We start from the raw sequence: 20,936 nt of genomic DNA on the forward strand, positions 1-20,936 counted from the left end.
GCAGATGCGTCTTTTTTGTGCCCAAAATGGTTCAATTTGGAGGTGGTGAAAAAAATATTTATGAATTTACCAAAAAAAAGTATTGCATATAAGTTTAGTCGGAATTATATTAATGGTATAAGGTCTAGACCATATACAGATCGGAGTGTTTAGATGTCCAGTACGTTTTCATTTCGTTTTGAGAAAGTATCCACCAAAAAGGTTAGTGAATTCATTCGAGAACAACTGGAAGAAGCCATTATTTTGAAAGAATTAATGAGTGAAGAACAACTTCCAGCCGAGCGAGATCTGGCTGAGATTTTTAATGTAAGCCGCATTACGGTTCGCGAGGCACTTTCCTCACTGGAAGATAAAGGATTGATTGAGAAACGGGTGGGTGCCAAAGGTGGAACGTTTGTACTGCCTCTGACAGCCAATTCGCATAAACGGACCAGAGAAGAAATTAAACGAGATTGGGCACAGATGCTGAAAGTGTTTGAATATCGAACCATCATCGAGCCGGAGGGAGCTTTTCTGGCTGCTGAGCGGATCACCGCAGGCGAACTGGAGCTGCTTGAGGGCTATATGGAACAAAGTATAGAGCCAGACTGTACAAGGGAATGGTTCAGGGCGCTGGATGTGAAATTTCATCTGACGATCGCCAAAGCGTCAGGGAATCCATATTGCGAGAGAGCCGTCAGACAGATCCGGACCAAAATTAATCCGGCACTGGACTTGATGCCTTATGATGACCGGATACGTACCGTCAACCATGGTGTACATATGGAGATTCTTGAAGCACTGAAAGCACATGACAGTATAAAGTCCCGGGAGACGATGAAAAGACATATCGAATTCTCGGCTGACGCGATCTATGCCCGTTTGGTTTCTGAATCGGACGAAAATGAAGGGAATGACAGCCAATGAATCGTTCAGAACTAATACAGCTGGCTCAGCCACTACAAGCCCAGTTAAGCGCCTGGCGCAAAGATTTGCATCGCCATCCGGAAATCGGTTACGAGGAGCATCGTACATCCGCTATCGTAGCTGAGCATCTGGAGAGCCTGGGGCTGGAAGTTACACGCAATGTCGGACAGACCGGGGTTACAGGCCTGCTTCGCGGAGAGACAGATGGACCAACCTTTGCCTTGCGCGCAGACATGGATGCCTTGCCAATCCAGGATCAGAAAGCGGTGGAATACCGCTCGCAAGTGGAAGGCAAAGCGCATCTGTGTGGACATGACGCTCATACCTCCATCCTGATGGGAGCCGCCCAGCTGCTTACTGGTCTTGGAAGACCGAAATCAGGCAACATCAAATTCATTTTCCAACCGGCTGAAGAGGGACTTGCAGGAGCAAGAGCCATGATCCAGGACGGTGTTCTGGAGAATCCGAAGGTTGATGCGATCGCAGGATTACACATGACACCTGGACAGAACACGGGAACCTTGGGTGTGAGTCAAGGCGTGGCGTTCGCATCAGCCGATCCTTTAATTATCAAGGTGTTCGGCAAGGGTGGGCACGCAGCTCGTCCGCATGAGGGTATTGATGCGATCGCGGTATCCGCTCAGGTCATCACCGCATTGCAAAATATCGTCAGTCGGATGGTTGATCCGCTTGAACCCGCTGTGGTCACGATTGGCAAAATCACGGGAGGTTACATGGGAACAGCCATCGCCCCGGAAGTGGAGATGATCGGTACGGTTCGTACACTCTCACCTGCCATTCGTGAGCGGATGCCAGCTTTGATCGAGCAGGTTGTTAAAGGGGTCTGCGATTCTTTTGGAGCTGGATGCGAAGTTGTCTACGGCGATGGATACCCTGTTGTCGTGAATGATCTCGGCATGGTTGACCTGCTGACAGAGACTTGTGATCAGGTTAATGCGGAGAAGGGATGGACTTATATCAAACCCTCTACAGGGGGCGAGGATTTCGCTTTTTATTGTGAACAGGTTCCGGGTGTGTTTTTAAGACTAGGATCTGGGAATGATGAGGAACGTACTCGTTATCCACTTCACCATCCCATGTTTGATCTCGATGAGACAGCGATGCCTTATGGTGTGGGCATGTTGTCTGCAGTAGCACTTGAATTTTTGGCAAGGAATACAACTTCTGAGGGGGAGCAATCACAATGAAAAAAAGACAATGGACAGGCATGTGGATCACGTTACTGGCAATCGTAATGGTACTCAGCGCTTGCGGAGGAAAAACGACAAGCACGAATGATGGTTCCGCAACAGAAGGAACGGGCAGTGGAAGCGCAAGTACAACACTGACCGTTGCTGCAGCAACAGATATTGAGAGTTTCGATCCGCACAACAACAACAACACCTCCAGTGAGGCGGTTCTGGTCAACGTTTTTGATTATCTGATCAAAAATGACAGTGAACAGAAAAAAGTTGCTGGACTTGCGACATCATGGGATCAGGTTGATGATACAACATGGAGATTCAAGCTGCGTGAAGGCGTAACCTTCCACAATGGCGATCCATTCACTTCGGCAGATGTAAAATACACGCTGGAGCGCGTAGCCAAGGACGAGACACTCAAGCAGTACAGCTATTTCAAAAATATCGTAGAAGTTAAAGTGGTGGATGACTATACCGTAGACATTATCACGGATGGCCCAGATCCACTGCTCCTGAATCGTTTGTCCAAGATGGGAGCTGGCATTCTGCCGGCAAAATATATCGCAGACAACGGATTTGATGCTTTCCTGAAACAACCGGTAGGAACAGGCCCTTACAAGTTCAGTAAATGGACCAAAGATGATCGTGTAGAACTGGTGAAAAACGAGAGCTACTTCGACGGTGAACCAAAATGGAATGAAGTGGTATTCCGCGTTATTCCTGAAGCCTCCACACGTGTATCCGAATTGCTTGCTGGTGGTGTAGATGTTGCTTCTTCCATTCCGTCCACTGATATTGCCCGGATCGAAGGCGAAGCAGACAAGAAGATTGTCAAAGCGCCAATCCAACGTGTGCTTCAGTTAATCTTCCGTCAGACAGAAGGTAGCATCACGGCTGATCCGAAAGTGCGTGAAGCGATTGACCTAGCTATCGACAAACAAGGAATCGTGGACAGCATTGCGGGCGGAGCAGGTATCGTAACTCGCACGTCTGTAACACCAGGCAACTTCGGTGCTGATCCTTCATTGTACAAAACTTCACTGTATGACCAGGAAAAAGCGAAACAGCTCCTGCAAGAAGCTGGATATGCAGAAGGTGAAGCCGAGATGACTATCTCCGTTTCTGCACAGTACAAAGAACAGGCTGAAGTTGTTGCAGCAATGCTGGAACAAGCCGGATTCAAAATCAACCTGGATGTCCTGGAAGCAAGTGCTTTCAGTGAACGTTACAGTTCCAAATCATTCAAAGAAATCTTCATGATCGGTATTGGTAACTCCTTGTTCGACGCTTCGAACAACTACAATCGTTATATGTTGGAAGAAGCAAAAGGCGAGTCGGATTACAACAATCCTGAAGTAGAAAAACTGCTTCAATCTGCATTGGTGAACATGGACCCTGCAGCTCGTGAGAAAGAATATCAACAAGTACAACAGATCTTCTCTGAAGAGCGCCCAGCTGTATATCTGTATCAAATGGAAGGTGTATACGGAACGAATGCTAAAGTGAACTTCGCGCCGCGCAGTGACGAGATGTTCTATGCTGACGAGATTACACCTGTTGCACAGTAACATTAGGTATAACAACCGGTCATTGAAAAGATAAGGCCGTGAACGGCAGGGACTGGATAACCATGTTCCTGCCGTTCTTTTTTAAGATGATAGAATTTATACGTTTTCAGCGGAGCTGAAGGATTCGATCATCGCAAGAAAAACTTCAACTAACTGCGGTCTGTCTTCTGTGAAAGTACGTCGATAAGTGTTTTTCTTTACAAGGGAGGTGAACAAGGAATGGGCAAATACGTACTTAAGTCATTACTACAGATCATTCCGGTGCTGTTCATTGTTTCATTAATTGTGTTCATTTTGGTACGAGTCACCGGTGATCCGGTTGCGCTAATGTTGCCTGAAACGGCTACCGCTGAAGATCGTGCTGTCTTGACGCAGGCACTCGGTTTGGACCAGCCTTTATATACGCAATACGTGAAGTTTCTGGGCAGTGCGATACAGGGAGACTTTGGTCAGTCTTTTCGCTACAATCAGCCTGCTTTAGAGCTTGTGCTGGAGAGATTGCCTGCCAGCTTTGAACTGGCGGTAGCCGCCATGTTCTTTGCCGTGCTGATGGCTGTGCCACTTGGCGTCATCTCAGCTGTCAAACGCAATACGTTTACTGATCTCATCATTTCAGGAATATCCGTCATTGGTAAGGCGATGCCAAACTTCTGGATGGGGATTATGCTTATCCTCTTGTTCTCCGTCATGTTGGGGGTATTGCCTGTATCTGGTCGCGGAGGATTGTCACATCTGATCTTGCCGGCATTCACGCTTGGCGTTGGACTGGCCGCGCAGATGACCCGGCTGATTCGCTCCAGCATGCTGGAGATTCTGAACCAGGACTATATTCGAACAGCCCGCAGCAAGGGGCTTGGCCGGATGGTTGTCATTGTGAAACATGCGTTTCGGAATGGACTGATTCCGGTCGTAACGATTATGAGTTTGCAGTTTACAAGTCTGATCGGGGGAACCTTGATTACGGAAACGGTATTCTCCTGGCCTGGACTGGGTCAATTGCTGGTCGTTGCAGTCAACACACATGATATGGCGATCGTGCAGGCAGCGGTGTTTGTCATTGCAGTTATCGTTGTAGTAACTAACATCTTGACGGATGTAGCCTACAGGCTACTTGATCCGCGCATCAAATACGACTAGAAGGAGGTGCAATCATATGACAGGCAGCAATGAAATGCCAATTCCGGGTACAGAACAGGAACAAGACAATGGGCGTGCACCAACGGGATTTCGTTATATCTGGCAACAACTGATCATCAGCAAGACCGGAATGTTTGGTGCTGTGCTTGTATTGTTGGTTGTGTTAATTGCCATAGGTGCACCTCTATTAACGAGTCATGATCCGGCAGCGGTGAATCCGCTCAATCGACTTAAACCACCAGCATGGCTTGAGGGCGGAACGGCCGAATACTGGCTCGGTACGGATAATCTCGGCAGAGACATGTGGAGCCGTATTGTATATGGTGCCCGGGTTTCCTTAATCGTGGGTATGGGTGCAGTGATTGTGTCAGGAATCATTGGCGCCATTCTGGGGCTGGTATCCGGATTCTACGGGAAATGGGTGGACGCTGTAATCATGCGTGTAGGTGATGCATTCATGGCGATTCCGACCATTCTGTTCATGCTCGTTGTAATGGCAATTGTTGGCCCAGGTATCACGACGCTGATCTTTGTCATCGGGGTGACGAACTGGGTTCCATTCACCCGTGTAGTAAGAAGTGAGGTTCTTAGTATCAAGGAGCGGGATTTTGTTCATGCGGCCAGATCGATTGGTGCCAAGAATGGAAGATTGATTCTGAAACACATTCTGCCGAATATCCTTTCATCCTTTATCGTAATCTGCGGTATGAATGTCGGCACGACGATTATTATGGAAGCTTCACTCAGCTTCCTGGGTCTAGGTATTAAACCACCCGATGTATCCTGGGGAGGTATGCTCAGTGATGGCAGACAATATGTTGCAACAAGCTGGTGGGTCGCTACATTCCCGGGACTAGCCATTACATTTACCGTACTCGGTGTTATTTTCCTTGGAGATTGGCTACGTGATGTGCTTGATCCACGTACGGAGACAACCCATAAATAAACGGAGAAGGGAGCCATCATTATGAATCAAAGACCAATTATGCCGGAGGATCTGAGTCACTATCGTTGGATCAGTCAGCCAGTGATCAGTCTCAACGGACAAATTGCTTATGTGGAACAGACCATAGATCAGGATAAAAACGAATATAACACACAAATTCGAGGGATCTCCCTCGATGGTGATGAAGATATTGCACTTTCGGATGGAACAAAAGATTCTTCACCTGCTTGGTCGCCGGATGGCACACAGCTCACATTCATTCGCTCATTGGATGGGGGCAAAGGATTATGGACGCTTCATTCAGATCAAAAAGAGCCGGTCATGCTGATATCTCCCGCACGTGAAATATTGAGTTACATCTGGTCACCGAACGGGCAGTACATTGCGTTTACCAGCAAAGTGCAACCAGAGGACCAACAGAAGAAAGCTGACGTGCAACAGGAGTCTGCACCTGTACTGCGAGGTAAAGTCTTCGAACGAACAACGCCGAAGGCCGAAGGGGCTGGCTGGTGGGATGGCCAATACAGCCAGTTGTTTGTATATGAGATCAAAAGCGGGCAGATCACGCAGGTGACTTCTGGGCTATGGAATATCAGTGCTCCAGCATGGTCGCCAGATAGCCAGCACCTTTCCTTCATATCCAAGCAAGTGGAGGATGAGGAGCTTGATGCGGATCTCCTGTACTTTACGGATATATACAGCATTCGACTAGGAGAGAGTGATCTCTTCAAAGTGACGGATTCCAGCTTGGCGATTAACCAGTTTTCCTATTCACCCGATGGACAGCAGTTTATCCTGATCGCCAGTGATCGCGAATACGGAAGTGGGAGTCACAACAGATTATATGCAGTCCCCGTTCATCGAGGTGTACCCAGGTCAATCGCACCGCAAGTAGATATGCAGATTGGTAACGCAGCACTGGGGGATATGAAGTCGGCAGGTGCGTCACCTTCTCCAATCTCGGATGTCCATCATCCGGAACGCGGTGTATATGTACTCGGAACGCATAACGGGAATGTGGACGTGTACCGTATTCAAGAAGATGGGGCTTGTCAATTGGTGACGGGCGCTGGTGAAAAGGATGTGTATCAGTATACCTTAACGCCGGATGGTACATCGCTGGTTATCGCTGCATCGACTGCTGAACATCCTGGAGAGTTATATCGCGTGCATGTTGAAAGTGGTGAAATGTTCAGACTCACCCACCGAAATGATGAATTCTTGGCTGAATTAGCTGTTAATGTGCCTGTACGTGTAGAGTTTACGTCTTCCGATGGATGGCCGCTTCAAGGTTGGTTAGCTACACCGGCAGTACGTTCATCCAATGGGAAGCTGCCACTGATTTTGCAAATTCATGGTGGACCTCACGCCATGTATACGGGAACATTCAGTCATGAGATGCAGACACTCGTTGCGCAAGGGTATGCTGTGTTATGGATCAATCCTCGCGGAAGCATGGGATACGGTCAGGAGTTTGCCAGAGCATGCCGTGGTGACTTTGCCGGAGGCGATTACCGGGATTTGATGGAAGCTGTTGATTATGCCCTGGCTACATATGATTTCCTAGATGCATCACGTTTGGGTGTAGCAGGTGGCAGTTATGGTGGGGTGATGACCAACTGGATCGTAGCGCATACGCACCGTTTCAAAGCGGCAGTAACTCAGCGTTGCATCTCCAACTGGTTGTCCATGTATGGAACGAGCGATATCGGAATTTCCTATGTCCAGGGAGTCATTGGTGGCAATCCGGCGGAAAACGCTGACTTCCTATGGTCCCGCTCACCTCTTGCCCATGCACATCACATTGAGACGCCACTTCTGATCATGCACGGAGAGCAGGACTATCGGACACCGATTGCGCAAGCGGAGGAATTATATACTACGCTAAAACGATACGGTAAAAAGACCAAACTGATTCGTTATCCGGGCTCCAACCACAGTTTACTCAAAAGCGGTAAACCTTCACTTCGGATCGATAGCTTCGAACAGGTGAATGCCTGGTTCAATCAGTATCTCGGGAATGAGGAGGGAGAGCAATGAGTCGAACTCAGCTGTCCATTCCTGTAGGGCTTCTTGTAGAGAATGTTCTGACAAGTGGGGTTCCAGGAGAAGTGATCATTGAATGGTTACAACGTCGAGACTATTCGCAGTTGTTGCCTTTGGTTAAGGAATCCGCAATGGATTTCGATGAAAGATTACAGACAGCAGCTGATATCGGAGACGATTGGGAAAAGGCGATACGTCAAGGTTATGAGTTTAAGTTTTTGCATATTAACGGGTTGAAACGATTGCTCGATTTCCGGTTTGATCGTAAGGTGGATCGGGATTATGTTCAAGATGAACTGTCACTGAAGCATATTCGTCTGACCGCACAAGAGATTGAATTGCTGCAATCGTTAATTGGCAGACAATGGATCGTGCAAGCAGAAGAAACAGAGGCAGCAGAAGAAGGCAGAACAGAGAGCAAGTCATCCTCCCACATTCCCGTCGGTATTCAATTGAAATTCCCATAATAGACCAGCAGAAGCCGCGATGATCGCGGCTTTTTTGGTATGTACAGGTAGAAATGTGGACGACGGGATTCAAAAGTTGAAATCGGACTCTGTATGATTTATATTTATATTAAATGATATTATTATCTATCGAAAAAACACAGGCGTAAAAAGGGGGACCTAGGATGTCCATTCAAAATGTTCTGGGAAAAATTCAAATATCGGATGATGTGATCTCCAAAATTGTCGGCAAGATCGCGAATACCACAAGTGAGATTTCCTCCATGTCGACAGGACTTGTAGAAGGTATCACCAAAAAGTGGAGCGGGAAAAGTCTGCAAAATGGTATTGCCATCCGCAAGGTAGAATCCAAACTGGAGATTAACTTAAAGGTTGTTGTTCGTTATGGAACGAAAGTGCATGAAGTTTGCAGGGAATTGCAAAACAATGTGAGACTGCATGTGGAACAGTTGACCGGATTAACCATTGATACGGTGAACGTAATCGTTGAGGGCATATCACTCAACCAACCTGATGCCAGGTTCTAATTCAATTTTGAAAAAAGCGAAGAATGAAGAGCACCATATCGTAGCATTGACTACCTTGCCCTATACCGAATGACCAAAATACTGATGTAGTGTTTTCTAATGCGAATAGATGTAGTGTTTTCTAATGCGAATAGATGAAGTAACTGGAAGATTCATATACATAAGCCCACGCCGTTATCGTGTAATGGAGGGGCTTATTTGCAGTCATCGATCTTCAAGCCGTATTGAGATTCGCGAAATAGCCGATGACATAATCACGAAAATTTTGGGCAGTGCGTGATAGATAACGTCCCTCGACCCAGGCAAGATAGAACGTTAATTGACAATCAGCACCATCAATATGAAGGTAGGAGAGTGTATCGTCTTCTCTCTGTGAAGCTGCGGGAGCAAAGGCGATTCCCAAACCGGCTTGAACGAGACCTGCAATGGCAGCAGGTTCATCTCCTTCACATATGATATGAGGGAGGAAACCAGCCTGTCTGCAATACATATCCGTTATTTCCCGAAATGAATATCCTTGTTTAAGGGATATGAAGTCTTCATTAGCCAGCTCTGCAAGTGAAATCCGGTCGCGTCCAGCAAGCGGATGCGTTGGCGGAACGGTAAGCAAGATTTCTTCCGTGATCAAAGGGATATGCTTAATATCCGCACGATCAATGCATTGGGAGGTCAGGAAGAAATCAATTTCGGACTGTTCAAGTAATAGAAGCTTTTCTTTTTCGGTTGAAGCTTGTGTGATCTTGAAGTTCACATCCGGATGTTGCGTGAGGTAGGTAGATAATAATTTCGTTAAACGGTTCAAGGTGGTCGTAGCCAGTGAGATTCTGCCTTGTTCGTAACCGGCTAATTCCATGGCTTCTCGTTTTCCTTCTTCCAGATTAGCCAAAGACTGATTGACCCGCTTCAAATAAGCTTTACCACAAGTGTTCAAACGAATCTGTCTGCCGACACGATCGAACAAGAGAACCCCCACTTCATCCTCCAAGCGGGAAATAATCATGCTTAGTGCGGGTTGGGCCATATGCAGTTCATGGGCGGCCTGCGTCATGTGTTCGGTGCGAGCTACGGTTTGAAAATATTTCAAATGGGCGATGTCCATTGCTGATCCACCTTTTATTGATAATGATTTTATTATTATATTATACGAATATATATATTTTTTCTAATGATGAAAGTGAATTATACTTGGAGCATTCTCAATACGGAGGCTCTGCAATGACACGACTAACAACTCATTCCTCGATCCAACCTAATGCCAACCCCCATTCCGATAAGCTTATTCGAAAAATTGCATGGGTGGTTGCACTTGGCGTGCTACTGAACCCATTGAACTCATCCATGATTGCTGTGGCGCTCATGAGGATCGGAACAGAATTTCAGGTGAATCTCGCAACAGTGACCTGGTTGCTATCGGGTTTCTATCTGGCAGGAGCCATCGGACCTTCACTTGCGGGCAAGCTCTCGGATCTCTTTGGAGCGAAACGAATCTTTCTGAGTGGACTATCGCTTGTTCTACTCAGTAGTGTGGTGGCCGTGTGGGCACCGAATTTTGGCATGCTTTTGGCTATGCGTATTATACAGGCTTTGGGTAGTGCTGTAGCTTTCCCTGCGGGCATGTCCATGTTGCGAGCGGCTGCCACACAGCAGGGAGCGAAGGATGATCCCAATCGAATTGCCTCAGCTCTGGCGCTGGTTTCGATCATGGCTAATGTCATGGCTGCATTCGGTCCCACACTTGGGGGTATTCTGGTCGGCTCGATCGGTTGGCAATCGATCTTCTGGATTAACATCCCGATCACCTTGGCAACGCTGTGGATTGCTCGTGCATGGCTGCCTAAAGACCAAGTTGTGCAAGAGGCAACGATTGCGAACGGAACAGTAGCTGCACCTGTTTGGAAACGCATGGACATCCCGGGTATCGGACTATTTGTCCTCATGCTGACAACACTGATGCTGTTCCTGCTGTCTTTGTCGGACGGCATGTCCTGGTGGCTGCTCATCGTTTCCCTGATTACAGGTACTGTTCTTGTATGGTGGGAAAAGCATGCAACAAGTCCATTTATGAATATTCATATGATTACTTCTAATCGGCGACTCCGATTTGTCTACGTTCAATATATTGGAGTTAATGTTGTTTTCTATTCGTTGTTCTTCTGTATTCCGCTATGGTTAGACCAAGTGAAGGGATATGATCCCAAAACAACCGGCTTGCTCATGCTTCCTCTGGCAGGATTAGGCGTGATCATGACTTCAGTTGCGGTCAAATGCAATAAACGTTTTGGTTATCGCACCACCATCATTGTGGGGAACCTTTTATTAGTTGCAAGTACACTTCTGTTATTGCTGCTTGGTGAAAATAGCTCCATGTTATTGATTCTGGTAGTGAATGCCGTACTGGGTATTCCCAATGGATTCAACAACATGGGTCTGCAAACAGCGCTGTATGATGTCACATCACCGGAAGAGACCGGAGCCGCTTCAGGGTTATACGTTACGTTCCGCTCGATTGGTAGTATCTTGTCCACCAGTTTACTAGGCATAACCTTCGGTGGAGCCATTCGTTCTGAAGGACTGCATACCATTGCCCTGATCACTGCGGGGCTGGCCATTTTATTACTGTTAGTTAGCATTTCGACGGTGAAGTCCAAGGTATAAATACGAACAATTACTAGGGAATATAGTGTGGGAAAAAAGATGCTTTTTGCGTCTTTCCTTTATATTTCGGAGATTTCCTCTAAAAAAAGTAACTTGACTTTTGTGTGTGTTTAAGCAGGTACTTGACAGGGGTGTGGTATAGTATAAAAAGTTCTTTTAATGAAGAAAGACGGAGAAATATACAATGTGGGGTGTAACCAGTGTATCAATATAAGGATCAGGAATATGAAGCAGTACATTTTGAGGGACGCGATCTGAGATATGGAGAATTGATAAGCTGTGTTTTCAAACAGTGTACATTCATGAATGCTTCTATGGAAGAAATCGAAACAAGTAACTGCCGTTTTATCGAGTGTGACTTCAAAGGGGCTTCGATGAATGGTTCGATTCATACGGAATCGGCTTTTGAAAACTGCACCTTCGGTGGTGCGAATCTCTTTGCTTCCAAATTCAGCTCCTGCAAGATGACAGGCTCGGACTTTTCAGGTGCGCAAATGGATGGCATTACACTAAGTCACGGGGATTGGTCTTATACAAATCTGAGACATACCCGATTAGGCAAACAGGATTTGCGAGGAATTCGTTTCTTTGAAGCTGACTTTACAGACACGGATTTCACCAAAGCGGATTTGAGAGACTGTGATCTTACAAGAGCCGTTTTGAGCAGAGCCAAGCTGCAAGGGGCCGATCTTAGAGGGGCCAATCTGGAGGGCATAGATCTGAAATCTCTGGATATCAAAGGTGTACGTTTGGATCGCGAACAAGCCGTTCTGTTTGTACGCTCTTATGGTGCGAAAGTAGATTGAGTTGAACATACACAGCAGGAAGCCGCCCTTAAGGCGGCTTTTTTGACTTTAAAGCTTTCCGATTCAAGAAAGTAGGCAGGAATAAAAGATCTAAACAAGAAGTAGTTAACATAAGTTTCAAATAAAAGGAGGTTATTATGACCGTCACATTAATTACTTTTGTTGCTGTTATTGTCTTTATGCTTATAACAGGCACGATCACTACGATTATGGTATTTAAACTGCTGCGTAGCAATAAAGAGAAACATCACCTTCGCAAGAGCATTCTGATGGATGGAATTCCAGCAGAAGCAATAATTCATGATATTGTACAGACTTCATCCAGTAGGGATGGAAGGCCGGGCGTGCGATTGGATTTAACTGTAACCCAAGTTGACGGCCGCACCTTTCCAACAATTGTAGAGACTTATATCCCGATCACACATATTCCCCACTTCCAGAAAGGAAATATCATTAATGTGAAATACATTACGATGGGGAATGAACGAAAAGTTGAGGTAGAGGATGCTTATGTTCCGTAAGGTGTACCCATTGGAGGCCTGTTCTCAGGCATATCAAAAACCATTACCTGAAACAACTCAGGTAGTGGTTTTTGATGTTCATTTAATTGAGTTAATCCTCTTCTTTTGACATATTTCGTATATACCTCGCTTTGTTTCATAAAGTGAATTTTCATTACGTTTTAACGCTGTGCTTTTGGGCTCGTTTCAAGCGCACGGCAACCCAGCTCATGATCAGAGCAGCAATGAACAGAAATACGGTCACACCTGCAATGACGACAAAGAAAGATTGGTCAAATGCAGCAAAGGCGGCATTTTTGAGCGATTCAGCAGACGCAGCAGGCAAACTTTCGGCAGCGATAAGCGCTTCATCCAGACTGTCCTTCGCATTGGCTGGCACACTAATTCCCGCAGGAATCTTCATAGCGAGTGTGTAGAAAAGGGTCGACATGCTTCCGATGATGGCAATACCGGATGCTCCGCCCAGCTCATAACCTACTTCCTCAATGGAAGCAGCCATACCCGCTTTGTGAGGTGGGGCATAACTCATAATGGAATGGGATGCAGCGGTCATGCCTGATCCAAGACCTGCACCAAGCAGTGCCAAACCCAGAATCTGCCCGGTAAACCCTGTATTGAAATACATCAGATACGTCCCCATGCCAAGGGCAGCGATGAACAGAGAAAAGCTTTTGATATATACAACATCCACACGGTGCATAATGGCTCCCGTAACAGGTCCGGCAATGAGTGCTGCAACAGGTATGGATACGGTGAATAGTCCAGCTTGAAGCGGTGACATGCCTTCCACCAGCTGAAGCCGCTGAGTGACCATATATTGCACACCCATTTGTGCAAACAAGCCAACCAGTGCGGTAATAAAGCCGGTGCTGAATCTTGGAATTTTGAATAAGGACAGATCCAGAAGCGGGTGGGTACTGTTATTCTGACGGCGAATAAAGATGATCAGGGACAGAACACCGATCACAGCAGCGATGATAGCGAGTGTCAGAGATCCTTCGCGTCTTGTGAATTCCTTGATAGAATAGATAATTCCAACCATGGCAATCATGATCTGAATGGAACTGGTGAAATCCCACTTTTTCGACGTATCCCCTTGATGTTTAGGAATCATTTTCAAGGCGAATACAAACGCGATAATGGCTATCGGCAGGTTAATCAGAAATACAGAGCCCCACCAGAAGTGTTGAAGAAGCAATCCGCCGACAATCGGTCCCAGTCCTGCACCACCGGATGCAATGGAACCCCATATGCCGATCGCGAGTGCGAGTTCTCGTTCATTCGTAAACGTAACCCTGATGATCGACAATGTGGCTGGCATCATCATGGATGCGCCTACGGCAAGAAGAATTCTGCTCATGACCAGTACGGCAGGTACTGGAGAAAAGGCAGCAGCAAGAGAAGCGGCAGAAAAGACGAGCAATCCCAGGGTGAATATTTTTTTGTGACCAAGACGGTCCCCGAGCGTTCCCATTGCAGGCAGCAAACCCGCCATGACTAGGGAGTAACCGTTTAGAATCCATAATTTCTCCGAAGCTGATGCACCGAGATCATGGGTCAAGCTGGGTAAAGCGGTGTACAGGATGGTCATATCCATCACAATGAGTAATAGTGCACTTGAGACAATAACAAGAATCATCCAACGTTTGAATTTTGACATGTTTCCCTCCGACGATATGAATAACTTACAATTCTAGACTAAACTATTGGGTAACCCTATAGTCAAACTTTTCTTTACACACTATAATGCAATTATATTGATAAAACTTAGACCACATATGTATATGGAGGACCCAAAGATGGCTGGACATCATGCACAACACTTTACCACCAGTGAATTTGCCAAGGTCTGCGGAGTGACCAAACATACCCTGTTTCATTATGACGAGATTGGGCTGTTAAAGCCTGAATATACCAATGCCAAGGGCTACCGCTATTATGGTGTGCAACAAACATATGTGCTCGATGTCATACATGTGCTGAAGAAGGCCGGAAGCTCACTTCAAGAGATTAAGTCGTTTATTCAAAATCAGAATACACCATTGTTAATTGAGCTGTTTGAACAGAAATTAAAGGCCCTTGAGCTGGAGCAACAACGAATCAAACGCATGCAAAAGCTGCTAAGTGGTGCCATTGAAATGACGAAACAAGCCACAGATGCTTCGCATGAAGGACTGCATATCGAACAATGTGAGCTGGAGTATTTTATTACTGTTCAACTGGAGCAAGGGGATGGGGATAAGGAATTCTTCCGTAAGTTCATTGGATACAGGACCCATTGTGATGAACAGATGATCGACTATGAGTTTCCGGTATGGACGATCCTACGTCAGGAGCACTATGAGGCAGGAGAATACTATCCGGATTACTTTGGCAACAAAATAAAAGCTCCCATTTCAGGGGAAACGATATGGATTAAGCCTAAAGGGATGTATGCCGTCATGAATCATCGAGGTTCATACGAAAGCATGTCGAAGACGTATACCCTCATGAAAGAGGAGATAGAAAAAGAGGGGCTGCAAGTCTGTGGACATGTGTATGCACTGGACCTGCTCAGTTATTTCGCAGAAAGTAACCCCGATGAGTACATCATCAAGATATATGTAGAGGTGTGTAAGGCTGATAATACAGTGGATTGAAGGGGGAAGCGGAAAGACGTGGATGAAGTGATTGAGGTTGCCGTGTCTTGACCAGTGAATATATTCCATGTTAAGTTTTCTGTATTAAATTTTGAGCTTTCTAAGGGGGGATAGAGTCATGACAGAATTAGAGGTTGTGGATGTTTATGTGGACCTGTCAACGAACATGAACAGTGGCATGGTTCACAATATTACTAATCAGAATCCGACACTTTATCCTCCTATGCATAGATCTACTTGGCGCTGAATGGTATATCGCCAGGGTTCTTATTGTATAAGCGAATCTAAATTCTGATTATGTTCAAATATTAAAGTGAGGGAATCCATGCCATGTTCTATGGTGAAATCCCGTCAGTTTACTTTTATATTTCACATAAAAAGGATGATATGCATGTCTTTAATCAACGTTACTAACCTGACCTTTGCCTATGAAGGCAGTTACGATAATATATTTGAAAATGTTAGTTTTCAGTTGGACTCCGATTGGAAATTGGGTTTTACCGGAAGGAACGGCAGAGGCAAAACGACCTTTCTCAATCTGTTGCTTGGTAAATATGAATACAGCGGACATATCTCTGCGAATGTTAGCTTTGAATATTTTCCTTTCCATGTAGGGAATAAGGGAGCTATGACCCTCGATGTCATCGGCGAGATTCATCCTGAATATCTGCACTGGCAAGTTGTGCGCGAACTTAACCTGTTGAAGGTGTCGGAAGATGTGCTATATCGGCCTTTCGATACCTTATCCAATGGAGAACAGACGAAGATCATGCTGGCCGCCTTGTTCCTGAAGGATAATCGGTTTCTGCTCATTGATGAACCGACCAATCACCTAGATCTTCATGCGAGGCAAATCGTTAGTAATTATCTTCGCAGCAAGCGTGGATTTATTTTGGTATCGCACGATCGCTCCTTTCTGGACCACAGCGTGGACCATATCCTTTCCATCAATAAGAGTAACATCGAGATTCAGAAAGGGAATTTTTCCGCTTGGTGGGAAAACAAAAGAAGGCAAGATCAGTTTGAACTTGCGAGTAATGAGAAATTAATAAAGGATATCAAGCGTTTATCCGATTCAGCCAAACGGACCGGTGGATGGTCGCATGAAGTTGAAAAAACCAAAAACGGTACGAGGAATTCCGGTTCCAAGGTGGATAAAGGATATATTGGACACAAGGCTGCCAAAATGATGAAACGTTCCAAAAATATTGAACAAAGGCAGCAATCTGCGATTCAAGAAAAGTCCAAACTTCTCAAAAATATAGAGAGTGCAGAAGCTCTACAGATTCATCAGCTGGATTTTCACAAGCATGAACTTGTCGAATTGGAACATGTGTCTATAGCATACGGGTCTAATACTGTGTGTAAGGATATCAGTTTCACGGTTGAAAAAGGGGATCGAGTTGCCCTGTACGGAAAAAATGGATCTGGCAAATCAAGCATCCTTAAACTGATCTGTGGTGAAGATATTGCTTATACAGGTCTTTTCCGAAAGGATCATCAGCTCAAAATCTCGTATGTTTCGCAGGACACGTCCGATCTCGAAGGCTATTTATCTGAGTATGCGGTCACGCAGGGGATTGATGAGAGCTTGTTTAAATCGATACTTCGAAAATTGGATTTTTCCAGACTACAATTGGAGAAAGATATTTCAACATTTAGCGCAGGCCAAAAAAAGAAAGTGCTCATTGCTAAAAGTCTTAGTGAGAGAGCTCATTTGCACATTTGGGATGAACCACTCAATTTTGTGGATGTCATTTCACGTATGCAGATCGAAGACTTGCTGCTGGAATACTCTCCAACCCTGCTTTTTGTAGAGCATGACAGTGAATTTTGTGCAAATATTGCGACAAGAATCATTGAACTGTAAGCAACGGACAAGATAAAAGCTGACCATGCTAAGAGCCGCCGAATGGCGGCTTTTAAGCTTTATATTTACAGTACATATATAAGAGGTGACTTGTTACGTTCAAAATGCGATATCGTGAGAATATATGCTATAATTTTATAATCTCATCCAATCATTTGATGGATGACTAGATCAATTGTAGACTAATTCGCCAAGAGGTGTAATACCAATGAAAAAGGAAATGACAACAATCAAACAAACCAGACTACATTCCATTCTGGACGAGGCCACGAAATTGCTGATTGAAAAGCCAAATGCATCCATGAATGAGATTGCAGAATCTGCAAAAATCGGGATCGCTACGTTACATCGATATGTGGAAAGCCGTGAACAGCTCATGGTTTATCTAGGATTACGCGCAATTGAGGTGGTCAGTGAGACCATGAAAGAAATCCAACTGGATGAGGAGCACTGTGAAAAGTACATACCCGAGCTGATTGAAGCGCTAATTCCGTTAGGCGACAAAATTTATTTTCTGGCTCATGACACCACCATCAACTATAATCCTGAGATTGAGGGAGCCGATCTGAAACTGAGAGAACCTGTATTGCATGCGGTAGGTCTGTTACAACAGAAAGGTTATTTCCGCTCCGATCTCGATAAAACCTGGATTGTTGATGTGCTGTATTCCATCATGTTCCTGACGTGGCAGCAGGTTGTAAGTGGTCATATCGCGAGAAAAGCAGCCCCTGCGCTTGTGGTAGATACGTTTTATCATGGATTTAAGCAGCGTTAGGTCAGGGCCAATTTAACGAAAAGCAATAGATTTCCATCAAGCGAACACCCGCAAACCGTCAACCGTATCGTGTGATACGCAGACTCTTTGGGGGTGTTTTTTGCGTTCAAAGTAGCGCGGTGCATGGCGAAACGATAAAACATTTGCTTTTCTTACATATTCAAATATTAACAGAGTTCAGAATTTAAGATTTCAAGTTTACAAAAAATGATATAAATTTCTAGTAGATTCAAATCATTACCAAATAAAGACAAAATTTTCAAACGAGGGGGCCGGACAGAAACACCTGCAATTATGTACTTCGAATCAGCTTATGTACTCATTCCATCAACTCAAATCAGGAGGGATTCCATGCTTTACACCATTATTGTGCCAGTCAACCAGGACTATAACATTTTGAACCTGTTCACAGATTCGTTGCTCCGGACGGTAAGTCCATCCACTCAGATTATTTTCATCAACGATGGTTCCGGCTCAGCAGTCTTTCAACATCTGGATAAACTGAAGCAAGAAGTAAGAGAAGGTGTGACCATCGAGATTCTTCAGCATGATTTTCCACTCGGTTGCGCCGTGTCGATTAATAGCGCACTCAGTCTTGCCAAGGGAGAGTACATTTTCTTCCTAGATTCCGACACCATTCTTCAACCGAACTGGCAACCAATGATGAAAGAGACACTGGATAGCGATATTACGATCGGCATGATTGGAGGCGTTCTGTTGTATCCGCAAACCGGAGGCGTGCAGCATTGTGGCATTGCTTTTGCGGACACCATCGGCCGACACCTGTTCCTGAACGCATCTCCTGATGATATCCCGAAAGAAACCTTCTCCGTTCAACTAGTGGTGTTCGCCATGTTCGGCATGAAGCGGGAGGTTTACGAGACGATCGGCAACCTTGATGAGAAGTTCTTTAACGGATACGAGGATTTCGATTATCAGATGCGGGCACGAGCTGCCGGATACGATACGGTCATCAACCCAAATATTCAAGCCTATCACTGGGAACGCAGCAGCGGCATTCACCGCAACTTCAACCGTAAGAACAATCTGGCACGCTTCTGGAAAAAGTGGGGCGGTCAAATCGAAGCTGATGTGTGGCCCTTCGTTTTCAGTCATCTGAAAGCACAGCTGGAAAGCCAAGAGGAATACCAGCATCTGCCGATTGTCGGGATTGACCTTGCCGAGGTTCGAAGTGATGCCGAGACATTCTGGACCAAGCTGGAGGAAGCCGAATTTGCAAATGTAGCCGAAGTACGGGACTATTCAAACCGCTTTAATTCCAACGGAGCCATCTGGCTGCCGCAGGTACTGGGCAAGGAACTGATTCATAGTGAGAACCGGTTATTGTTCTTGGTGGACAATTTCGCCCGTTTGCTGGAGAACCGTTACTGGATTGAGATGAGACATGCTCATCGAGCCAAGGATCTGATCATCGATTTGTATGGCAATGTGATTACGATGGATCGCATATACGATGGATGCTGGCCTGGAACCAAAGTTCGGTAACTCACTCACAACGAAAATAAACAGGGAGGTACTTAAGGTGAAAGAAAAAGAGAGCACGCTGGATCGTGCCGTACGATTTACCCGTAATCTGGAGTGGTTGGAACAAGTCGAAAAGGTGATTCCGAGCGGATGCAGCACTTTAGCCAAAGCACCTGAACGTTTATTTCCGGGGCATACACCCGTGTGTTGTGCAGAGGCTTACAATTCCCGATTCACAGATATCGACGGTAATGAATGGCTGGATTGTGAGATGGCCATGGGTACGGCATCATGGGGTCATGCCAGACATGAAGTCCAACTCACCGTCATTCACCAGCTGAAAAAAGGGACAAGCTTTTCGGTTCCGGCCGACATCGAACTGGAATGTGCCGAGTTGATTCTGGAGCGGTTCGAGGGTCGCTTTCCGTCACTGCGTTTCACGAAAAGTGGTGCTGATGCAGTGAGTGGGGCAGTACGTCTTGCCCGCGCTGCAAGTGGCAAAAGCAAGGTTATTGCGACAGCTTATCACGGGTGGCACGATTGGTCCGCCTATGGTTATTATGGCGGCCAGACGAAAGAACGTGGCATCCCGGTAGATATTGAGCGTTCAACGATCTGGGTGAACAAGCCGACAGCAGAGCGAATTGAATCCCAGATTACCTCATCTCCCGAGGATATCGCATGTATAGTTCTATGTCCTAATGAGTGGAAAAAGGAAGCGCTGGGGGAAGTGGTAACTCTGTGCCGGTCCCTTGACATCATTATCATATTCGATGAGGTAACTTCAGGCATACGGATGGGCAAGCAGGCTACAGCAGGAGAATATGACATCTGGCCTGATCTGCTCTGTATCTCCAAAGGTATGGCAAACGGTTTACCGCTCGCAGCTGTGATGGGGCCCCAGCATCTGATGTCCTTGTCAGGACAGGTCAGATTCAGCAATGCCCATTCCAGCGAAACGACAGCGCTCGCGGCAGCGATTGCCTGTGAACGCTTAATGAAGAATGCGAAAGTATGGCCGACCTGGCGTGATCCGGCAACACGGATCATGGATCGTCTGGAATCTGAACTTGTGTTACTCGGATTGACGGATCAATTGGAAGTAAAGGGGACCTATGCAAGCTTCTGCATTCAATCCCTGGCCGAGGATAACTTCCAAACCGACCCTTTCCGTGAGTTCATGGTGAAAAAAATGGCTCACTTCGGCATTTTCACCAAAGGCTACTTTATTTTCTCCGATGCTCATACACGGGAAGAATTGGTGTGGGTCGAGGAAGCGCTGTTGCAGATCCTGTCAGACTGGAAAGAGATTCAGAAGCAGGAACATCTGCATTCCATGCAACTTTCGAAAACGTATGAAGCTTAATCCATAGATCATAATCGACA

Annotated in this window: 18 protein-coding genes; 16 read left to right on the top strand and 2 right to left on the bottom strand. The window is 45.9% G+C overall.

Translation table 11 applies throughout. From position 1 onward, the window contains the following. Positions 1-153 precede the first annotated feature (153 nt). The 8 genes from MHI06_RS13760 (at position 154) to MHI06_RS13795 (ending at position 8,799) form a co-directional block, all read left to right on the top strand. Positions 154-906, top strand: coding sequence for a FadR/GntR family transcriptional regulator (locus MHI06_RS13760; protein WP_340401848.1), 753 nt, complete (start codon positions 154-156; stop codon positions 904-906). Then, positions 903-2,114 (top strand): M20 family metallopeptidase, encoded by a 1,212-nt coding sequence (locus MHI06_RS13765; RefSeq protein ID WP_340401849.1) that lies wholly within the window; start codon positions 903-905, stop codon positions 2,112-2,114. The genes MHI06_RS13760 and MHI06_RS13765 overlap by 4 nt, the downstream gene beginning before the upstream one ends. Beyond that, complete coding sequence (locus MHI06_RS13770; RefSeq protein ID WP_340401850.1) at positions 2,111-3,676, top strand: ABC transporter substrate-binding protein; 1,566 nt, start codon at positions 2,111-2,113, stop codon at positions 3,674-3,676. Before MHI06_RS13765 ends, MHI06_RS13770 begins: the two co-directional genes overlap by 4 nt. Before the next feature lie 219 nt (positions 3,677-3,895). After that, positions 3,896-4,813: an ABC transporter permease gene (locus MHI06_RS13775; protein WP_145147472.1), complete on the top strand. Its 918-nt coding sequence runs from the start codon at positions 3,896-3,898 to the stop codon at positions 4,811-4,813. 16 nt (positions 4,814-4,829) lie between these two features. Beyond that, entirely contained in the window at positions 4,830-5,759 is a 930-nt protein-coding gene (locus MHI06_RS13780) for an ABC transporter permease (protein ID WP_017688653.1), read from the top strand. 21 nt (positions 5,760-5,780) lie between these two features. Further along, entirely contained in the window at positions 5,781-7,799 is a 2,019-nt protein-coding gene (locus MHI06_RS13785; protein WP_340401851.1) for a S9 family peptidase, read from the top strand. Then, positions 7,796-8,272 carry a hypothetical protein gene (locus MHI06_RS13790; RefSeq protein WP_340401852.1) on the top strand — a complete coding sequence of 159 codons (477 nt, stop codon included), beginning with the start codon at positions 7,796-7,798 and terminating at the stop codon, positions 8,270-8,272. Before MHI06_RS13785 ends, MHI06_RS13790 begins: the two co-directional genes overlap by 4 nt. A gap of 164 nt (positions 8,273-8,436) precedes the next feature. Continuing rightward, on the top strand, positions 8,437-8,799 hold the full coding sequence (locus MHI06_RS13795) for an Asp23/Gls24 family envelope stress response protein (RefSeq protein WP_169479580.1): 363 nt from the start codon (positions 8,437-8,439) through the stop codon (positions 8,797-8,799). Positions 8,800-9,013: 214 nt separating this feature from the next. Here MHI06_RS13795 and MHI06_RS13800 read toward each other — a convergent pair whose 3' ends face one another. Beyond that, the gene (locus MHI06_RS13800) at positions 9,014-9,898 is read right to left on the bottom strand and encodes a LysR family transcriptional regulator (RefSeq protein WP_340401853.1); all 885 of its coding nucleotides are present in this window, start codon (positions 9,896-9,898) and stop codon (positions 9,014-9,016) included. A gap of 116 nt (positions 9,899-10,014) precedes the next feature. On the opposite strand from MHI06_RS13800, the gene MHI06_RS13805 reads away from it, so the two are divergent. The 3 genes from MHI06_RS13805 to MHI06_RS13815 all read left to right on the top strand — a co-directional run bounded on the left by MHI06_RS13805 (position 10,015) and on the right by MHI06_RS13815 (position 12,781). Next, entirely contained in the window at positions 10,015-11,454 is a 1,440-nt protein-coding gene (locus MHI06_RS13805; RefSeq protein WP_340401854.1) for an MFS transporter, read from the top strand. Positions 11,455-11,654: 200 nt separating this feature from the next. Continuing rightward, a complete protein-coding gene (locus MHI06_RS13810; RefSeq protein WP_169479577.1) occupies positions 11,655-12,260 on the top strand; it encodes a pentapeptide repeat-containing protein in 606 nt (201 codons plus the stop codon). 137 nt (positions 12,261-12,397) lie between these two features. Next, positions 12,398-12,781, top strand: coding sequence for a hypothetical protein (locus MHI06_RS13815; RefSeq protein ID WP_340401855.1), 384 nt, complete (start codon positions 12,398-12,400; stop codon positions 12,779-12,781). Positions 12,782-12,935: 154 nt separating this feature from the next. On the opposite strand, the gene MHI06_RS13820 is transcribed toward MHI06_RS13815, so the two are convergent. Continuing rightward, complete coding sequence (locus MHI06_RS13820) at positions 12,936-14,441, bottom strand: MFS transporter (protein WP_340401856.1); 1,506 nt, start codon at positions 14,439-14,441, stop codon at positions 12,936-12,938. A gap of 139 nt (positions 14,442-14,580) precedes the next feature. On the opposite strand from MHI06_RS13820, the gene MHI06_RS13825 reads away from it, so the two are divergent. The 5 genes from MHI06_RS13825 (at position 14,581) to MHI06_RS13845 (ending at position 20,916) form a co-directional block, all read left to right on the top strand. Beyond that, positions 14,581-15,420, top strand: a complete 840-nt coding sequence (locus MHI06_RS13825; RefSeq protein ID WP_340401857.1) for a MerR family transcriptional regulator — start codon at positions 14,581-14,583, stop codon at positions 15,418-15,420. Between the two features lie 391 nt (positions 15,421-15,811). Beyond that, positions 15,812-17,290, top strand: coding sequence for an Lsa family ABC-F type ribosomal protection protein (locus MHI06_RS13830; RefSeq protein ID WP_340401858.1), 1,479 nt, complete (start codon positions 15,812-15,814; stop codon positions 17,288-17,290). Positions 17,291-17,498: 208 nt separating this feature from the next. Then, positions 17,499-18,065, top strand: coding sequence for a helix-turn-helix domain-containing protein (locus MHI06_RS13835; RefSeq protein WP_036608234.1), 567 nt, complete (start codon positions 17,499-17,501; stop codon positions 18,063-18,065). Between the two features lie 351 nt (positions 18,066-18,416). Continuing rightward, entirely contained in the window at positions 18,417-19,571 is a 1,155-nt protein-coding gene (locus MHI06_RS13840) for a glycosyltransferase (RefSeq protein WP_340401859.1), read from the top strand. A gap of 37 nt (positions 19,572-19,608) precedes the next feature. Next, positions 19,609-20,916: an aminotransferase class III-fold pyridoxal phosphate-dependent enzyme gene (locus tag MHI06_RS13845; protein ID WP_340401860.1), complete on the top strand. Its 1,308-nt coding sequence runs from the start codon at positions 19,609-19,611 to the stop codon at positions 20,914-20,916. Positions 20,917-20,936 lie beyond the last annotated feature (20 nt).

It is taken from the genome of Paenibacillus sp. FSL H8-0079, from assembly GCF_037991315.1.
Lineage (GTDB): Bacteria > Bacillota > Bacilli > Paenibacillales > Paenibacillaceae > Paenibacillus.